14 protein-coding genes, 2 other RNA genes and 1 riboswitch are annotated in these 16,210 nt (G+C 63.3%); of the genes, 7 read left to right on the top strand and 9 right to left on the bottom strand.

Translation table 11 applies throughout. From position 1 onward, the window contains the following. Positions 1-20 precede the first annotated feature (20 nt). On the bottom strand, positions 21-914 hold the full coding sequence (gene hslO / locus XaFJ1_RS10645) for an Hsp33 family molecular chaperone HslO (protein ID WP_012916676.1): 894 nt from the start codon (positions 912-914) through the stop codon (positions 21-23). A gap of 82 nt (positions 915-996) precedes the next feature. Between hslO and mtgA the strand changes: the two genes are divergently transcribed. Beyond that, positions 997-1,743, top strand: a complete 747-nt coding sequence (mtgA, locus tag XaFJ1_RS10640; protein ID WP_012916675.1) for a monofunctional biosynthetic peptidoglycan transglycosylase — start codon at positions 997-999, stop codon at positions 1,741-1,743. Between the two features lie 3 nt (positions 1,744-1,746). On the opposite strand, the gene XaFJ1_RS10635 is transcribed toward mtgA, so the two are convergent. Continuing rightward, a non-coding RNA gene (locus XaFJ1_RS10635) (sX9 sRNA) lies at positions 1,747-1,822 on the bottom strand. A 201-nt stretch (positions 1,823-2,023) separates the two neighbouring features. On the opposite strand from XaFJ1_RS10635, the gene XaFJ1_RS10630 reads away from it, so the two are divergent. Both XaFJ1_RS10630 and XaFJ1_RS10625 read left to right on the top strand, forming a co-directional pair. Continuing rightward, positions 2,024-3,046 (top strand): glycosyltransferase family 2 protein, encoded by a 1,023-nt coding sequence (locus XaFJ1_RS10630; protein WP_045756938.1) that lies wholly within the window; start codon positions 2,024-2,026, stop codon positions 3,044-3,046. Then, complete coding sequence (locus XaFJ1_RS10625) at positions 3,006-3,434, top strand: CBS domain-containing protein (RefSeq protein ID WP_012916673.1); 429 nt, start codon at positions 3,006-3,008, stop codon at positions 3,432-3,434. Before XaFJ1_RS10630 ends, XaFJ1_RS10625 begins: the two co-directional genes overlap by 41 nt. A gap of 204 nt (positions 3,435-3,638) precedes the next feature. On the opposite strand, the gene trhA is transcribed toward XaFJ1_RS10625, so the two are convergent. Then, positions 3,639-4,310: a PAQR family membrane homeostasis protein TrhA gene (gene trhA, locus XaFJ1_RS10620; RefSeq protein ID WP_012916672.1), complete on the bottom strand. Its 672-nt coding sequence runs from the start codon at positions 4,308-4,310 to the stop codon at positions 3,639-3,641. A gap of 178 nt (positions 4,311-4,488) precedes the next feature. Here trhA and XaFJ1_RS10615 point away from each other — a divergent pair. After that, a non-coding RNA gene (locus XaFJ1_RS10615) (sX9 sRNA) lies at positions 4,489-4,563 on the top strand. 4 nt (positions 4,564-4,567) lie between these two features. Here XaFJ1_RS10615 and XaFJ1_RS10610 read toward each other — a convergent pair. Then, entirely contained in the window at positions 4,568-6,172 is a 1,605-nt protein-coding gene (locus XaFJ1_RS10610; protein WP_012916671.1) for a peptide chain release factor 3, read from the bottom strand. Positions 6,173-6,245: 73 nt separating this feature from the next. Continuing rightward, positions 6,246-7,037, bottom strand: a complete 792-nt coding sequence (locus XaFJ1_RS10605) for a M23 family metallopeptidase (protein ID WP_230598081.1) — start codon at positions 7,035-7,037, stop codon at positions 6,246-6,248. Positions 7,038-7,249: 212 nt separating this feature from the next. Beyond that, positions 7,250-7,368, top strand: a riboswitch (SAM riboswitch). 16 nt (positions 7,369-7,384) lie between these two features. Between XaFJ1_RS10605 and metX the strand changes: the two genes are divergently transcribed. Genes metX through XaFJ1_RS10590 form a run of 3 tightly spaced genes read left to right on the top strand, consistent with a single transcriptional unit; the run spans position 7,385 to position 10,790 of the window. After that, the gene (metX, locus tag XaFJ1_RS10600) at positions 7,385-8,485 is read left to right on the top strand and encodes a homoserine O-succinyltransferase MetX (protein ID WP_187388409.1); all 1,101 of its coding nucleotides are present in this window, start codon (positions 7,385-7,387) and stop codon (positions 8,483-8,485) included. Beyond that, positions 8,482-9,699, top strand: coding sequence for an O-succinylhomoserine (thiol)-lyase (locus XaFJ1_RS10595; RefSeq protein WP_012916668.1), 1,218 nt, complete (start codon positions 8,482-8,484; stop codon positions 9,697-9,699). Before metX ends, XaFJ1_RS10595 begins: the two co-directional genes overlap by 4 nt. Beyond that, positions 9,696-10,790, top strand: a complete 1,095-nt coding sequence (locus XaFJ1_RS10590) for a homoserine dehydrogenase family protein (protein ID WP_012916667.1) — start codon at positions 9,696-9,698, stop codon at positions 10,788-10,790. The genes XaFJ1_RS10595 and XaFJ1_RS10590 overlap by 4 nt, the downstream gene beginning before the upstream one ends. A 30-nt stretch (positions 10,791-10,820) precedes the next feature. Here XaFJ1_RS10590 and XaFJ1_RS10585 read toward each other — a convergent pair whose 3' ends face one another. The 4 genes from XaFJ1_RS10585 to XaFJ1_RS10570 all read right to left on the bottom strand — a co-directional run bounded on the left by XaFJ1_RS10585 (position 10,821) and on the right by XaFJ1_RS10570 (position 16,201). After that, entirely contained in the window at positions 10,821-12,233 is a 1,413-nt protein-coding gene (locus XaFJ1_RS10585; RefSeq protein ID WP_080929729.1) for a glycoside hydrolase family 18 protein, read from the bottom strand. A gap of 171 nt (positions 12,234-12,404) precedes the next feature. Continuing rightward, positions 12,405-12,545 (bottom strand): hypothetical protein, encoded by a 141-nt coding sequence (locus XaFJ1_RS10580; RefSeq protein ID WP_160296048.1) that lies wholly within the window; start codon positions 12,543-12,545, stop codon positions 12,405-12,407. Positions 12,546-12,677: 132 nt separating this feature from the next. Then, positions 12,678-12,902, bottom strand: a complete 225-nt coding sequence (locus tag XaFJ1_RS10575) for a hypothetical protein (RefSeq protein ID WP_012916664.1) — start codon at positions 12,900-12,902, stop codon at positions 12,678-12,680. Positions 12,903-13,009: 107 nt separating this feature from the next. After that, complete coding sequence (locus XaFJ1_RS10570; RefSeq protein ID WP_080931594.1) at positions 13,010-16,201, bottom strand: ligand-binding sensor domain-containing diguanylate cyclase; 3,192 nt, start codon at positions 16,199-16,201, stop codon at positions 13,010-13,012. Positions 16,202-16,210: the final 9 nt, after the last annotated feature.

Here is a 16,210-nt window from a genome sequence, read left to right as displayed (position 1 = left end):
GTTCCCGGCGTGCCTTCCAGTTATTGCATGCGCTCCGATGACGGCGGTTCAGCCTCCGTTATAGCAAACAATACGCCGAATTCTGCCAGTGGGAAATCGTAGCGTTGTCCGCAGAATTCGCAGCGGATCTCGACCTGCCCCGTCGCCTCGGCTGCGGCACGCGCCTCTGCTTCGCCCAGTGAGCGGAGCATTGCCGCGACCCGCTCGCGCGAGCAGGAGCAGCCGAAGCGCAGTGGGCGGGTTCCGAGCAATTGCGGTGTCTCTTCGTGGAAGAGTCGATGCAGCAGGATGTCCGCCGGGGTGATGAGCAGTTCTGCTGCGGCGAGGGTCTCGAACAGGGCGCCGACGCGGTTCCAGCCGTCGGCGTCGCCGGCATCGCCGGGCAGTTTCTGTAGCAGCAGACCTGCCGCCTGGGGGCCGTCGGCGGCCAGAATCAGCCGGGTCGGCAATTGCTCCGACTGGCGGAAGTAGTCCTCTAGCGCTTCGTCCAGTTCGGCCGACGACAAGGCTACCAAGCTCTGGTAACGCTGCGGTTCGCGCGGGTCCAGGCCGGGGTTCTCGATGGTGATCGCCAGCAGGGCATCGTCCCCGAGCGTGCGCAGGTCGCGCGGGGCATCCAGTCCCTCGTCCAACTGGGCAATGCCGCGTAGGGTGCCGGCGGCGGTGCATTCGGCGAACAGAGTGCGTAGCGCGCCTTGGCTGCGGAGTTGCACCGATAGGCGCCCATCGACCTTGGTGTGGCCGGTGAACAGGGCGGCGGCCACACAGGCTTCGCCGAGCAGTTCGGTCGCAGCAGCCGGGTAGTGCGCCGGTGCCTGGATCTCGCGCCAAGTGTCCTGCAAGCGCACATGTACGCCGCGCACGCCGGCATGGGGCAGCAGGAAGCGGGTCAGGCGATCGTCGGAAGAATGCATTGTGGCCTCGCTGGGCATGGGAAGATGGTGATCGCTAGAGAATGGATCATCGCGTGTGGACCAGATCGAAGAACGCATTGCAATGGGGGCGACACGGCATGAAGCAAGTGCCATGCCGGCGCGCAGATCGCTTGCACGACGCTCGCTGCGCGGGTTGTTGTTGCTGCCGTTGATTTTCGGATTGGTGAGTGTCTCGCAAGTGCTGGCACTGCGGTTCGTGGATCCGCCGCTCTCGGCGATGATGCTGGAGCGTCAGGTCGGCGGCTGGGTCAGCGGTGAGTGGTCGTTCCGTATCGCCTATCGCTGGCGCGATAGCGCGCAGATCGCGCCCAGCCTGCCGATCTCGCTGGTGGCGGCGGAGGATCAGCGCTTTCCCCACCACCATGGCTTCGACCTGGAGGCGATCGAGAAGGCGCGCGACCACAATGCGCGCGGCGGGCGCCTGCGCGGCGCCAGCACGATCAGTCAGCAGGTGGCCAAGAATCTGTTCCTTTGGTCTGGCCGCAGTTGGCTGCGCAAAGGGCTGGAGGCCTGGTATACGGTGCTGATCGAAGCGCTGTGGTCGAAGCAGCGGATTTTGGAGGTCTACGCCAATGTCGCCGAGTTCGGCGACGGGGTATACGGCGCGCAGGCGGCGGCCAGTCGCTTCTGGGGCAAGGACGCGGCGCAACTGACACCGACGCAGAGTGCGTTGTTGGCTGCAGTGTTGCCTGCACCGCAGCGCTATGACGCCGCGCGACCTGGGGCGTATGTGCAGCGCCGCGCCGACTGGATCGAACGCCAAGCTCGACAACTGGGTGGCCCAGGTTACCTCCAGCAGGCGCCTTAGAGTGGCCAACAAAACGTCGCGAGTTGCTGTCGGGTAGGCGCGGACAGCGCGCAGGAACCGCAGTATGTAGTTTGCAGATGAGGATCTCGAGCACTGTCTGCACCCGCCGGGCGGCGCTGTAGTCGTTTGGGTGGTTGTTAGCGACTCATCTCGCGTGTGATGCGGGTGGCTTAAGGGCGTTTGATGTCGGCGCTGCGGCGCTGATGTTGGATTCTGCGCTCATCGTCCGAAGCGCGCGGGATCGCTGGTGCAGTCATGCCATCCTTCGTACCATTCGCCGATGGAACCCGAACGTCTCACCGTTGTCGTCACTGCGTTCAACGAGGCGCAGACTCTACCGCTGTTGCAGCCGCGCATCCTCGCCGCGCTCGATGGACTGGAGGGATTGCAAGGCCGCGTGCTGTATGTGGACGACGGTAGCCGCGATGCGACCTGGGACACGATCCTGGCGCTGACCGAGTCCGATCCGCGGATCGGGGCGCTGCGCTTGTCGCGCAATTTTGGCAAGGAATTGGCCTTGACCGCTGGGTTGGATTTCGTCGAGCGTGGCGCGGCGGTGTTGCTGGATGCCGATGGACAGGATCCGCCGGAATTGATCGGGCAGTTCGTCGCGCACTGGCGTGCCGGCTATGACGACATCTACGGCACGCGCATCCTGCGCGAGGGCGAAAGCTGGCTCAAACGCGGCACTGCTGCGTTGTTCTATCGGGTGATCGGGCGCCTGTCGAAGACGCCGATCCCCGCCGACACCGGCGATTTCCGCCTGCTGTCGCCGCGTGCGCTGGCTGCGCTGCGGCAGTTGCGCGAGCGCCACCGTTTCATGAAGGGGCTGTTCGGCTGGGTCGGCTTCCGCCGTCTAGCGGTGCCGTACCGGCGCGCGCCGCGTCTGGCCGGGCGCAGCAAATTCAGCCTGTGGCGGTTATGGAATTTCGCCCTGGACGGCATCACCGGTTTCTCCACTGCGCCATTGCGGGTGGCAACGTATCTGGGTCTGGTGACTGCCGTCGCCGCATTTGCGTATGGAGCGGTGGTGGTGTGTAAGGCCGCGCTATGGGGCGATCGGGTTGCCGGCTGGCCGACGATGATGGCGGTGATTCTGTTCCTTGGCGGTGTGCAATTGATCGCCTTGGGGCTGATCGGCGAGTATCTCGGTCGTTTGTACGAGGAGTCCAAGCAACGTCCGCTGTATCTGGTCGATACATGGCGTGCGCCCGGTAAAGGAGTATGCTCGGACCCGCGATCCAGCGAACCGGGAGGCAGCGATGCGTACGGTACGGCATGTGTTGAGCGAGAAGGGCGGTGAGATCCACGCGATTGCACCGGATGCGGCGGTGATCGAGGCGTTGCGCTTGATGGCCGACAAGGGCATCGGTGCGGTGCTGGTGATGCAGGACGGGCATCTGGCCGGGATCCTGTCCGAGCGCGACTACGCGCGCAAGGTGGTGTTGCAGGAGCGCTCTTCGGCGACCACGCCGGTGCGCGACATCATGAGCGACAAGGTCCACACCGTGGATCCGGCGCAGAGCGTGCAGCAGTGTATGGAACTGATGACCGGGCGCCGGATCCGCCACTTGCCGGTGGTGGAGGCAGGTACGGTGGTCGGGTTGATCTCGATCGGCGATCTGGTCAAGGCGGTGATTGAAGAACAACGCCAGGAACTGGATCAGTTGCAGCGCTATATCGCCAGTTGAGGTGCCTGTCTGTTGGGAATTCGTGATTCGGAAAGGCAACTGTGCGGTCTCGCGCAGGTGTTTCAGGTTTTTGTCTTTCCGCGTTCCTGAGCTATGTGCAGCGGCTATGCGCAGCATGGATCCCGGTAAAGTGTCGCGCTATCCGTGAAGCGCGGTCGCTTGGGCGGTGCCATGTGCAGAGCGCGAAATGCCGTCGCGGCGACCTCAGAGCACTTGTCCGGTCACCGCGACGAAATGGCAGACGCTGCCTGCGAGGACGAACAGGTGCCAGATCGCGTGGAAGTAACGCACGGTGTCGCGTTGATAGAAATAGGTGCCCAGGGTGTAGAACAGGCCGCCGGCCACTAGCCAGCACACTGTCCGGGTATCGATCGCGCGCAACAGCGGCTCGATCGCGACCACGATCAGCCAGCCCATGGCGATGTACAGGAAGGTCGAGAGCAGACGGAAACGCCCGGTGAAGAACAGCTTGAAGATCACTCCGGCCACGGCGATGCTCCAGATCGCCGCGAACAAGCCCCAACCCCATGGGCCGCGTAGTCCGATCAGGGTGAACGGGGTGTAGGTGCCGGCAATCAACAGGTAGATCGCGCAATGGTCGAAGATCTGCAGGCGCGCCTTGGCGCCGGGATGCGAGATGGCGTGGTACAGAGTGGATGCCACGTACAGCAACAGCAACGTCACGCTGAACACGATGGCAGTGGCCAGTTGCCAGCCATCGCCGTAGATTGCCGCGAGGGTGATCAGTACCGAGCCGCCGGCCAGCGCCGCGATTGCGCCCAATCCGTGAGTCAGCGTGCTGGCGAGTTCGTCGCGCCAGTCTGTTGAGGGGGACGCATCTGCGTGTGTGGAGGCGGGCGAGTGATCTGCGTCCATGGCAACTACGTTAACGCAATTGCGAGTGGCTCGCATCCATCGTGGTGCAACATGGCGCCGCTGGTTGTGCGTGCGCTCAGTTGTCGTCATGTTTCGCCGCGTTTGAGCGGTTTAGAGTAGCTGATGAAACGACTGCGTCACCGCCGGACGGGCGCGGGCAGTGTTCGGAATCCTCATGATGTGCCCCTGTAGACTGCGGTTCCTGCGCGCCGTCCGCGCTCTTCCGACAGCGACTCGCAACGTGTTGTTAGCCACTCTTAGTCCAGCACCACGCTGTGCGCGTGTTCGCGGGTGGCGGCGAAGCGCACGTCCGGCGCGCGTTCCTGCGCCAGTTGCAGATTGACTCTGGTCGGGGCCAGGTAGACCAATTCGCCAGCGGCGTCGATGCCGAGGTTCATCGCGTTCTTCTCGCGGAATTCCTCCAGTTTCTTGGCATTGTCGCAATGCACCCAGCGCGCGGTGACCACGCCGACCGGCTCGAAGCTGGCGTCCACACCGTATTCGTCCTTGAGCCGGTAGGCGACCACATCGAATTGCAGGGTGCCGACCGCGCCGAGGATCAGGTCGTTGCTCATCAGGGGGCGGAAGAACTGCGTGGCACCTTCCTCGGATAACTGTGCCAACCCTTTCTGCAATTGTTTGAGTTTGAGCGGATCGCGCAGCCGCGCGCGGCGGAACAGTTCCGGCGCGAAATTGGGAATGCCGGTGAACGATAGGGCCTCGCCCTCGGTGAAGGTGTCGCCGATGGAAATGGTGCCATGGTTGTGAATGCCGATAACGTCGCCGGGATAGGCTTCGGCGGCGATCTCGCGGTCGCTGGCCATGAAGGTCAGCGCATTGGCCAGTTTCACTTCCTTGCCGGTGCGCACGTGCAGGGTTTTCATCCCGGCGCCGAAACGGCCAGAACAGATGCGCATGAATGCGACCCGGTCGCGGTGTTGCGGGTCCATGTTGGCCTGGATCTTGAACACGAAGCCGCTCAGCTTGTCTTCGTCGGCCCGCACCTGGCGGCCGGTGGTGGCGCGTGGCTGCGGCGGCGGCGCATGTTCGGCGAAGAAGTCCAGCAGCGGCTGCACGCCGAAGTTGTTGACACCCGAGCCGAAGAACACTGGGGTCTGCTTGCCGGCGCGATAGGCGTCCAGGTCGAACGCATGGCTGGCGCCTTGCACCAGTTCCAGTTCCTCGCGCAGTTCGGCCAGCATCTGTTCGCCGATTGTCTCGGCCAAGCCGGGCGCGTCCAGCGACGGGAAGATGGTCGAATCCTGGCGGGTGAAATTGCGGCCCTGCTCGTACAGATGCACTTCGCCGCTGATCAGGTGCACGACGCCCTTGAGCCGTTGACCCATGCCGATCGGCCAGGTCACCGGCGCGCACTGGATGCCGAGCACGGTCTCTACTTCATCGAGCAGGTCGATCGGGTCTTTGCCCTCACGGTCGAGCTTGTTGATGAAGGTCATGATCGGCGTGTCGCGCAGCCGGCACACTTCCATTAGCTTGATAGTGCGTTCTTCCACGCCCTTGGCCACGTCGATCACCATCAGCGCCGAATCCACCGCGGTGAGCACGCGGTAGGTGTCCTCGCCGAAGTCGGCGTGGCCGGGCGTGTCGAGCAGGTTGATGATCTTGCCTTCGTAGGGGAACTGCATCACCGATGAGGTCACCGAGATGCCGCGTTCCTTTTCCAGCGCCATCCAGTCCGAGGTGGCGTGGCGTGCGGCTTTGCGGCCCTTGACCGAGCCGGCCATCTGGATCGCCCCGCCGAACAGCAACAGTTTTTCGGTCAGCGTTGTCTTGCCGGCGTCGGGATGGGAAATGATGGCGAAGGTGCGGCGACGCGCGGCTTCGGTGGCGACTTCGGACATGGGTAGCACGCCCGACGGGCGTCATCGGAAACTGGAAAGCTGGCAATTATAGCGGGCTTGTCTGCCGGTCCGTTCAGTTGTCGTGCCGGACTCTGTGCGGATCGGGATGGGCGAAGTGCAGTTCGCCGAGCAGACCCGCCATGCGGAACAGTACCGATTCCAGGCGCAGGCCACGATTGAGCTGCACCGCGAAGTGCAGGTGCGGCGCGGTCGTCAGGCCGGTGTTGCCGGACAGGCCGAGCCGCTCGCCGCGCTGTACGCTCTGTCCAACCCGAACCTGCACGCCGCCGGCGGCCAGGTGGGCGTAGAGCGCCATACTCCCGTCCGCATGCACGATACGCACCAAGTTGGCTGCGTGCCCCAGGCGTGCGACATCGGTGCCGGACTCGCGAAAGTCGTCGCGGATTTCCATCACCACGCCCTCGCGCGCGGCCAGGATCGGGGTGCTTTCGGGCAGCGCGAAGTCCAGTGCGTAGGCGTTGGCCGGATCGTGGTGGCTGAAGGTGCCGCCAAAGCCCTGATCGATGCGGACTGGCACGTCCTTGAAAGGCAATTGGTAGAGGACAGGCTCGGCGTGAGCGTGCGGCGAACCGGGGATCGCCTCGATGCGCAGGTCCGCGCTGGAACCGCTGGCGTCGGTATCGCCGTCGAGCGGATACAGGCAGCTCGCCAGGCGGCGTTCGCCCGCCGCCAGTTCGATGTCGCGCGGCATTGCCGGGACGGCCTTGAATCCGGTGACGTCGCCGTATAGCCGGATCTGCACGGGCCCACCCAGCGGATTGCCCAGCCAGATCTCACGCAGGCCGTTGCGGCGAGGGGTGACCGTCAGCCAGGTTGGGGCCGCGTGCGCGACCGGGTGGGGCACGTTCCAACGCAGTAGTGTTTGCCCGCACGTGCTGGACGCAAGCGCCAGCAGCCAGACCATTGCAAGCCAGCGGTGTGAGTGGTGTCGGCGCACGTGGAGCGGTGCTTGGTCAGGAATTCGGAGTGATGGTCGATACGGGGAATTGGAGCATTCATTATCGCTTCATCCGAATAAAGCGATTGACATTACCCAAGGGCGCTGGCATTGTAGCCTCACCATCGAGACCGGCGGAGGGACAGGCCCTTTGATGCCGGGGCAGCCAGCGGGCGCGTAAGCGCTCGTGTCGGTGCCAAATCCTGCGGGGATCCACGCGTCCGCCGAAAGATGGTTCGATCCATGCCCTCTGCATGGCGAACGCGAGCTCCGCGAAGCTCGATGGCCGTTCCTCACTGGATACAGCCGTGCAACTCGTGAATACGTCCCATCGCTCTACCCCCGTCGCCGCGCCTCACGACCGCTACCCTGCATCGGCGGCGCCGGTCGATGGTGTGCGCGTCATGCGTGGCGAGATCGCGGTGGCGCTGCCGCTGCGCCATGCGGGTGTGCAATTGTTGCGCTTGCGCTATGAGTTGAGCGGCCCGGCCAGCGCGCCGGTGGTGTTCGTGGCCGGCGGCATTTCCGCGCATCGGCATCTCGCCGCCAATGCCACGTTTCCCGAGAAGGGGTGGGCGGAGGATTTGGTCGCGCCGGGACGCGCGCTGGACCCAAGCCAGTTGCGGTTGCTGGCGTTCGATTTCGTCGGCGCCGACGGTAGCCTGGACGCACCGATCGACAGCGCCGACCAGGCCGACGCGATCGCCGCATTGTTGGATGCCTTGGACATCGTCCAACTGCATGGCTTCGTCGGTTATTCCTACGGTGCCCTGGTCGGCCTGCAATTGGCGGTGCGCCATCCGCAGCGCCTGCGCAAGCTGGTTGCGGTCAGTGGCGCACATCGCGCGCATCCGTATGCCGCTGCATGGCGTGCGTTGCAGCGCCGCGCGGTAGCCCTGGGCCAGTTGCAGTGCGCCGAACACCATGGACTGTCGTTGGCGCGGCAGTTCGCGATGCTCAGCTATCGCACGCCCGAAGAATTCGGCGAACGCTTCGATGCGGCGCCGGAAGTGATCAATGGCCGCGTACGCGTCGCCGCCGAGGATTACCTGGATGCCGCTGGCGCGCAGTACGTGGCGCGCACCCAGGTCAACGCCTATCTGCGCCTGTCCGAATCGATCGACCTGCATCGCATTGATCCGAGCGCCGTTGCCGTGCCCACCGTGGTGGTCGCGGTCGAGGGCGACCGCCTGGTGCCGTTGTCCGATCTGGTGACCCTGGTCGAAGGGTTGGGGCCGCGCGGCAGTCTGCGCGTGCTGCGTTCGCCTTACGGACACGACGCCTTCCTGAAAGAAACCGATCGCATCGACGCGATCCTCGCCACCGCCCTTCGCCCCACCGGAGCTGCCGCATGAGTACCGCCCACGACACCGACCTGCCTTGTAGCACCGCCACCGCCGCGGTGCGTGCTGGCATCGACCGCGACACTGCTTATGGTGCCGTGACCCCGCCCATCGTGTTGTCGTCGAATTTCAGCTTCGATGGCTTTGGCAACAAGCGCCAGTACGATTACACGCGCAGCGGCAACCCAACCCGCGACCTGCTCGGCGAAGCGTTGGCGGAGCTGGAAGGCGGTGCCGGCGGCGTGGTCACCGCCACCGGCATGGGCGCGATCAATTTGGTGCTCAACGCGCTGCTGCAGCCGGGCGACACGTTGGTGGTGCCGCACGATGCCTACGGCGGCAGTTGGCGGCTGTTCGATGCGCTGGCGAAGAAGGGCCACTTCGTTCTGATTACCGTCGATTTGACCGATCCGCGCGCCTTGGCCGAGGCGTTGGCGCAATCGCCACGGCTGGTGATGATCGAGACCCCGTCCAATCCGCTGCTGCGCATCACCGATCTGCGTTTCGTCATCGACGCCGCGCACAAGGCTGGTGCGTTGGTGGTGGTCGACAACACCTTCCTGTCCCCGGCGCTGCAGAAGCCGATCGCTTTCGGTGCCGACCTGGTGGTTCATTCCACCACCAAGTACGTCAATGGCCATAGCGATGTGGTCGGTGGTGCGGTGATCGCCGCCGATGCCGAATTGCATAAGCAACTGGCATGGTGGGCGAACGCACTGGGCCTGACCGGTTCGCCGTTCGATGCGTTCTTGACCCTGCGCGGCCTGCGCACGTTGGATGCGCGCTTGCGCGTGCACCAGGAGAATGCGCAGGCGGTGGTGGAACTGCTGCAGACGCACCCGGCGGTGCGGCAGGTGTACTACCCAGGCATTCCCACGCATCCCGGCCATGCCATCGCGGCGCGTCAGCAACAGGGCTTCGGTGCGATGATCAGCTTCGAGTTAGCTGGCGCTGAGCCCGAGGTTCGCGCCTTCGTCGACGGACTGCGTTATTTCACCCTGGCCGAATCGCTGGGCGGGGTGGAAAGCCTAATTGCCCATCCAGCGTCGATGACGCATGCGGCGATGACGCCGGAAGCGCGGACCAACGCCGGTATTTCCGATGGCCTGTTGCGTTTGTCGGTGGGCATCGAGTCCAGCGCCGACCTGCTGGCCGACCTGCAAGCGGGTCTGGAGCGTGCGCAGCATGCCAGCGAGGCGGTGTCGCGCAAACGGATTGACGCGTGAGCAACGCGCTGGCCGATGCGTGTCCGTTGCCGGTGGCGCACGCCGCGGTGGCGCCACCGCGGCTGGGCTTGCTAGGGACTGGCACCGTCGGTCGCGCCTTCGTCGCGCGCTATCAGGTGCTGCAGCCGCGTCGTGCCGATCTGCCTGCGTTGGCCTGGTTGGCCAATTCGCGCACAGTGATCGAATGCGCGCACGCGCCGGCGCAGGCCCTTGCCCGCGCCAATGCCGCCACACGCGGTGTGGCGGCGGTGGTCTTGCCGGAGGATCTGCGCCACGGCGATATCGTGGTCGATGCCACGGCCAGCGAGGCAGTGGCGCAGCGCCATCCCGAATGGTTGCAGCGCGGCGTGCATGTCGTCACCGCCAACAAGCTTGGGCAAGGTGCGGCGCTGGCCCGTGCCGAGCAGATCCATGCCGCAAGGCACGCCACAGGCGCGCACTACGGCGACAGCGCCACGGTCGGCGCTGGGTTGCCGCTGCTCAATAGCCTGCGTGCGCTGGCCGCTGGCGGCGATCACATCCATGCTGTGGAAGGTGTGTTGTCCGGTTCACTGGCGTGGTTACTGAACCACTACGACGGTAGTCGCGCGTTTTCCGAATGTGTGCGCGAGGCGATGGCCGCCGGCTATACCGAACCGGACCCACGCGATGACCTGTCCGGTGAGGACGTGCGGCGCAAACTGCTGATCCTGGCGCGGGTTGCCGGAGTGCCGCTGTGCGTCGATCAGGTGCAGGTTGAATCGCTGCTGCCGGCCGCGTTGGCGGTTGCGCCGCGCGCGAACCTGGATGCCGCACTGGCGGTCCTGGACGCACCGTTGGCGACGCGTCTAGCGCAAGCGCGGTCGCGTCGCGCCTGTCTGCGTTTCGTTGGTCGTTTCGATGCGCATGGTGCGTCGGTGGGGCTGCGTGAACTGCCGTTGTCGCATCCACTGGCCAGCGGCACCGGCACCGACAATCGCGTTGCTATACACAGCGATCGTTATCGGCAACAGCCTTTGCTGATCCAGGGGCCGGGCGCGGGCGCCGAGGTGACCGCGGCGGCATTGCTCGACGATGTGCTGCGGATTGTGATGTCCGAAAGGTGGCGCTGACCAGTCGCAGCGCCACCGCAGGCTTCAGCCTCAGTGCAATCCTTCGTACAACGCATTGAGGAGGCCGCCTTGTTCGTCGTCTCCGCTCAACTCCCAGAAGAATGCCCCGCCTAGCCCTAACGCTTTGACGTAGCCGCCCTTGATGTTAGCCATTGCCGGGTCGTCGTAGCTCCAGAAGGTGGAATTGACTTTATCGTATTTCCAGTGGGCGAAGGCGTGGTGGTCGTAATAATCGTTGCCGGCGTGTGTTTTCAACACGTTGTATTTTGATACGCCGGCATTGTTGCCCGCCTGATAGAGGCCATTGTTGATATTGGCGACGTCTTTCCAGCCCTGCCCGTAGAAACCGATGCCAAGATTGAGCTTATGCGCAGGAACCCCGCGCTTGAGGAATGCCAATATCGCGTCGGTGCTGTTGTAGTAGCGCTTATCGCCGGTTGAGGGGTCGAACGGCGAGTGGAACAGCGCGGAGTGATGGTTGGTGATCGTGTCTGATGATCCACCGTGGAAGTCGTAGGTCATCACGTCGATGTAGTCCAGGTAGCGTTGATACACGCCTGGATCGGTGACTCGGATCTTGTCGATGCCAGCGCCTGCATCCACGGCCAACAACAGCCCAGGACGCACCGCGTCAAGCTGGCGGCGGAATTCTGCGATCAGCCCGGTGTAGTTCGCCCGATCTTCGGGGGTGCCGCAGGTCAGTCCGCATACGACCGGGAATTCCCAGTCGAGGACAAAGCCGTCGAACACGCCAAGCGCCGCGCCCGGCCCACCTGCGCCATCAACGACGGGCAGGTTGCCGCGGATGTAGGCATCAATGCATGAAGCGACGAAGGCTTGACGGTTTTCCGGACGCGCCGCGCTGGCGAAGCCGCTTGACCAACTCCAGCCGCCAAGTGCCATTACCACTTTGAGATGGGGATACATTGCCTTGAGTTTTCGCAACTGGTTCCAATTGCCGCGCAGCGGCTGTGTATCGGTGTCGGCGACACCATCCACGCTTTGCGCTGCATTGACGTTGCGAGTGTAGTCGGCATAGGCGTCGCCGCCTGCACCTGTGCTCGGATCGCTGGCTTGGTTGACGCCGACTTCGCAAAGATTGTTGCGCACGTTGCCGAATGCGTAGTGCAGATGGGTCAGGCGCTGTGCCGCGCCGCTGGTCGCGATGTCGCGGACCTGATAGTTGCTACCGTAGATGCTCCACTGGGTGAAGTAGCCAACCAGCCGCGGGCTTTGGGCGTTGGCCGTTGAGGCATGCGTACAGGTAGTGAAGAGAACGAGCAGAACGAGGCTGTAATGCAGGTATCTCAGGGGGGCGCGTATGAAAGAGTGCATGAGAGATTTCCTTACTCGATTGATATGGCGAGGTTGGTGCATGCTCTGGATATAATCATGAAGTGTCACTCTGGTTGCTGGAATCGAGAATTTCCATGCGGGGCGCATTTAATTGTGATTCGAATCACGCCCATTTTTTAATTGTCTACATAAATTTCTTTATGTGCGCTGTTAAATTCTTCAGGTACGTGTTAATTCGCCTTTTCCCGTAGGAGTGAGGATCTGCGAGTGGTTGCCTTCAATCACGTGTGTGTAATGAACCACCAGTTTCTACTCAGGTCATGCGATTAATGTAGCGGCATAGACTGCATTCTGGTTCATCTCTTCAGCGACTGATGCGGGTGCTGCTGGTTGTAGAATTGATTGGCTGTAATATGCGGTGCGGCGTGCCACGCCGAACCAGCGGCACAGCTTGGTCATCGGCACACTCCCCCCTTCTGCCTGTAGCCCTGCTGGACCCAGCGCATCAACTCTCGTCCTTCACTAGCAGGGAAGCCATTTTTTCGCGGCGGATCTCCAGTATGGCCTCGCTGTGGGCCTCCTGCTGGTCCTTCAGTTGCCACTTGTACTGCTCGCCCACGTCCTCGGGTTTGGCGCGTAAGGCATTCTCATGACGCGTTTACCGTCCTCGAACCGACTCTCGATCTCCACTGGCGTCAGATCAAAGTGGCGGTTGGCGGCCACCATGCTCGTCTTGCCCTGGATGATCTCAAGGACCAGCGCCGACTTGCGTCGGGCTGTCCACTGCTTGATCTCTTCTTCCATCATTTCGCTCATCGGTGTCTCCTTCGAGAAAGTCACACCTGAGCAGGTTTCAGTTGGCCATTACAGACCTGTGCAGGTGCGATGGCTCGGTGCGCAACGTATCGTGCATCCGTGTAACTTCAAGGGGTGTCGCTGCAGTTGTTGTGGACGAGGGTCAGGCAGGTGTGATGCGACATGCGTTCTGATGGCTCCTGCAGCGCCGCCAGGACCTGTTCGGCTTGGGTGCCGGGCAGCGGTCGGTACGCTGCCCAGCCGTTGCGGCCTCTGGCTTTGGCTTGGTATAGCGCGCGATCGGCTAAAACCAGCAGTTGTTCCCAGCCGAGTTGATTGTCCGGATCGTGCACGAACGGGAATTCGGCCATCCCGATCGAACAGGTGACCCGCCCCTGATTGCCGTGGTCGAACACGAACGGATGCGCGGCGATCGCATTGCACAATCGCTCGGCCGCAACGGTCAGGTTCTCGTGTGGGGCCGAGCGCATGACCAGCAGAAATTCCTCGCCGCCCCAGCGCACCACGTGGTCGCTCTTGCGGGTCAGCTTTATCAGTAACTGCGCCATCTGTTGCAGGATGGCGTCGCCAGTGTGGTGCCCGCTGTTGTCGTTGATTGCCTTGAAATGGTCGATGTCGATCAACGCGAACAGCATGCCTGGGCATGCCGGGGACGATGCCATGTCTTGATCGTCGTCGGCCATGCGTCGGTACAGGGCGATGTCGCTGGAAATGTGCAGGGACAGGTAGCGGCGGTTGCGCAATTGGGTCAGTTCGTCGGTGAAGCTGGCTTCCTGCAGGCGCTGATTGGCTTCCTGAAGCGCTTTTGTGCGCTCGCGCATCTGTTGTTCCAGTGTCTCGCGCTGACGTCGATTGTGCAGCCGCGCCAACTGTATGGTGAGCAAGACCAGCCCAAGCTCGCCCAGTCCCAGTAACAGCTTGAAATACGCTGTTTCCTGCAAACGTGGCTGAATCCGCAACGGCAATCGCGCCGGTGCCACCGCCCACACGCCGCTATTGTTGCGGGCGGTGACTTCGAAAAGGTAATTGCCGCCGGGTAAATTAGTATAGGTTGCCACGCGCTGGCGGATGTCGTCGGGCGAATGCCAGCGGGTGTCGTAGCCGAGTAGCCGGTAGCGCAATTCGATGCTTTCCGGGACCTGAAACGAGGCGGCGGTGAATTCGAAATCCAGATCGCGCGCCTGTTTCGGCAGGGGTGTGGGCAGTGCCTGCGGGTTCAACCACTGTCCTAGTACGCGCAATCGCTCCACCACCGGCAGTGGCGCTACCGGATTTTTGACGATGCCGGTGGTGTTCATGGCCACCACGCCATCGCGGCTGGGCAGCCACAGCGTGCCGCCTTCGATGAACCCCTTGCCATTACCGATACCATTGCAGCACATCCCGCGCATGCCGCCATGGCGCTGCGCGCGTTCGGTGATCATCCATTCGGCTTGTAATGCTACGGATGGTGTGGCGGCGTGTTGCAGCAGATTGTTCAGGTACAGGCGGTAGATGCCGCGCAGCCCGGCAACCCAGACATTGCCTTGAGGGTCGTCGGTGATGAAGAACGGGGCATTCGCCGGCAGTCCATCGGTTTCGTCGAGCATGCTCCAACGCTTGCCGTCGAATAGCCACAATTCCTCGGACAGTGTGCCGACCAGCCATTGCCCGCCAGGTAACTCGTGGATCGCGGTGATGTCGGCGTTGGCGAGCGCGGTGTCGGGCGTGGCGAGTGCGACCAGGCGTTCGCCGCGCAATTCGTACAACCCGGCTTGCGAGCCCACCAGCAAGCGTCCGTCGCGGGTTTCGTGAAGCAGGCGGATGCGGGCGTCGCGCAGGCCGTCGCCGATCCCGTAGCGGCGCAGATGCTTGCCATCACTGCGGAACAAACCATCGTCGCTGGCGAACCATAGACGTTGCGCGTGATCGCGCACGATGCCGCTGATCTGCAGTTCGTGCAGGGGCGCCAGCAGCCGCGGTTGACTGAGTTGTCCGTTGCGGTAAAGGGCGATCCCGCGACGTGTACCGATCCACAGTTGGCCTGGTTCGGCGAGTAAGGTATAGGGCGCGTCGGTCGGCAACTGATCCATGCGCAGAACCTGTTGGTAGTGCCCATCGCGCAATCGTGATAGGCCACTGCCGGTCCCGACCCACATCGATCCATCGGAATCGCGCGCCAGGGTCCACACCAGTGGGTCATTCAAGCCTTGGGGCACGCTGTAGCGCCGGGTCAAACCGTTCCACAGGCGGCTGATGCCGTTCCAGTTGCTGCCCAGCCACAGGTTGCGTTCGCGATCTTCGAAGATTGCGCTGGTGGCGGCGTTCTGACTGGTTTCGTTATTGCGCTCGACGACCTTGCCATTGCGCACGCGTAACAGCGAGCCAGACAGACCAACCCAAAGATTGCCGTCGCTGTCCTCGAACAGGGCATGCACCGCACGTCGGGTCAGACTGGCGTCGTCAGCCAGCCGCTGCCAGCTTCCGGCGTGGAGATACAGCAGGCCGTTGCGGGTACCGACCCACACTCGCCCTTGCGCTTCCAGCAGTTGCTGCACTGGCGCATCGCGCATGTCCTGCGGCAGCGGCAGCGGCGTTGCGCTGTCCGCGCCGAGGCGAAGGACCGCGCCGCGCGTGCCGACCCAGAGTTGGTGTCCATGTGGCAGTAGCGCATACGCGCCGCTAGCGATGTGATAACGCAGGCGCAGGCGTTCGCCTTCGACCGCGTAAACGCCGTTCTGCGCGGCGACCAGCACCGTACCGTCGGTATCCACGGTGATCGCTTCGATGTTGAGCAGCGGCGCCTGCGGGTCTTGCGGCAACACATTGGAGAAATGACCATCGCGATACCGTGCCAGCCCGCGGTAGGTGCCGATCCACAGTGTGCCGCTGGCGTCCATGCGTAAGGCCTGGATCAATGTGCCTGGCAGGTGGGCCGGCGCTTTGTCGTTGAACGAGGTCATGCGCACGCCGTCGAAACGCGTCAGCCCGCTCATCGTGCCGATCCACAGATAGCGTTGTCGATCCTGTGCAAATGCCTGGATGCTCACTTGCGGCAGCCCCTGGTCCAGACCCCAGGTGTCGCGTGCGTAGTGATTGAACTGCTTGTCCGCTTCCAACGCTGTGGCGTCTGGGGCGTAGCCATTGCACGCTCCCAGGAGCATGACCAGCCCTAGCGCGCGGCTGTGCCAGCGAGCATGGTGGAAAGGCCGCAACATTCCACTGCCCCAGTGACGTCGCGTGCTCGTACCGATCTGCCGTACCGCATGACGCGTGATTTGTCCGGCGACAACACGGATGGTGGTATAGGCGATGGCCATCGTCGGCAG

The organism is Xanthomonas albilineans, assembly GCF_009931595.1.
GTDB classification, from domain to species: domain Bacteria; phylum Pseudomonadota; class Gammaproteobacteria; order Xanthomonadales; family Xanthomonadaceae; genus Xanthomonas_A; species Xanthomonas_A albilineans.
This window is presented reverse-complemented; position numbering and strand designations above follow the sequence as displayed.

Excerpts from the sequence above, each read along its gene's own strand:
- XaFJ1_RS10570 (WP_080931594.1), bottom strand. The coding sequence starts at position 16,201 with ATGGCCATCGCCTATACCACCATCCGTGTTGTCGCCGGACAAATCACG.
- metX (WP_187388409.1), top strand. The coding sequence starts at position 7,385 with ATGGCGAACGCGAGCTCCGCGAAGCTCGATGGCCGTTCCTCACTGGAT.
- XaFJ1_RS10585 (WP_080929729.1), bottom strand. The coding sequence starts at position 12,233 with ATGCGCCCCGCATGGAAATTCTCGATTCCAGCAACCAGAGTGACACTT.
- XaFJ1_RS10595 (WP_012916668.1), top strand. The coding sequence starts at position 8,482 with ATGAGTACCGCCCACGACACCGACCTGCCTTGTAGCACCGCCACCGCC.
- XaFJ1_RS10610 (WP_012916671.1), bottom strand. The coding sequence starts at position 6,172 with ATGTCCGAAGTCGCCACCGAAGCCGCGCGTCGCCGCACCTTCGCCATC.
- XaFJ1_RS10625 (WP_012916673.1), top strand. The coding sequence starts at position 3,006 with ATGCGTACGGTACGGCATGTGTTGAGCGAGAAGGGCGGTGAGATCCAC.
- mtgA (WP_012916675.1), top strand. The coding sequence starts at position 997 with ATGGGGGCGACACGGCATGAAGCAAGTGCCATGCCGGCGCGCAGATCG.
- XaFJ1_RS10580 (WP_160296048.1), bottom strand. The coding sequence starts at position 12,545 with ATGACCAAGCTGTGCCGCTGGTTCGGCGTGGCACGCCGCACCGCATAT.
- trhA (WP_012916672.1), bottom strand. The coding sequence starts at position 4,310 with ATGGACGCAGATCACTCGCCCGCCTCCACACACGCAGATGCGTCCCCC.
- hslO (WP_012916676.1), bottom strand. The coding sequence starts at position 914 with ATGCATTCTTCCGACGATCGCCTGACCCGCTTCCTGCTGCCCCATGCC.
- XaFJ1_RS10575 (WP_012916664.1), bottom strand. The coding sequence starts at position 12,902 with ATGAGCGAAATGATGGAAGAAGAGATCAAGCAGTGGACAGCCCGACGC.
- XaFJ1_RS10630 (WP_045756938.1), top strand. The coding sequence starts at position 2,024 with ATGGAACCCGAACGTCTCACCGTTGTCGTCACTGCGTTCAACGAGGCG.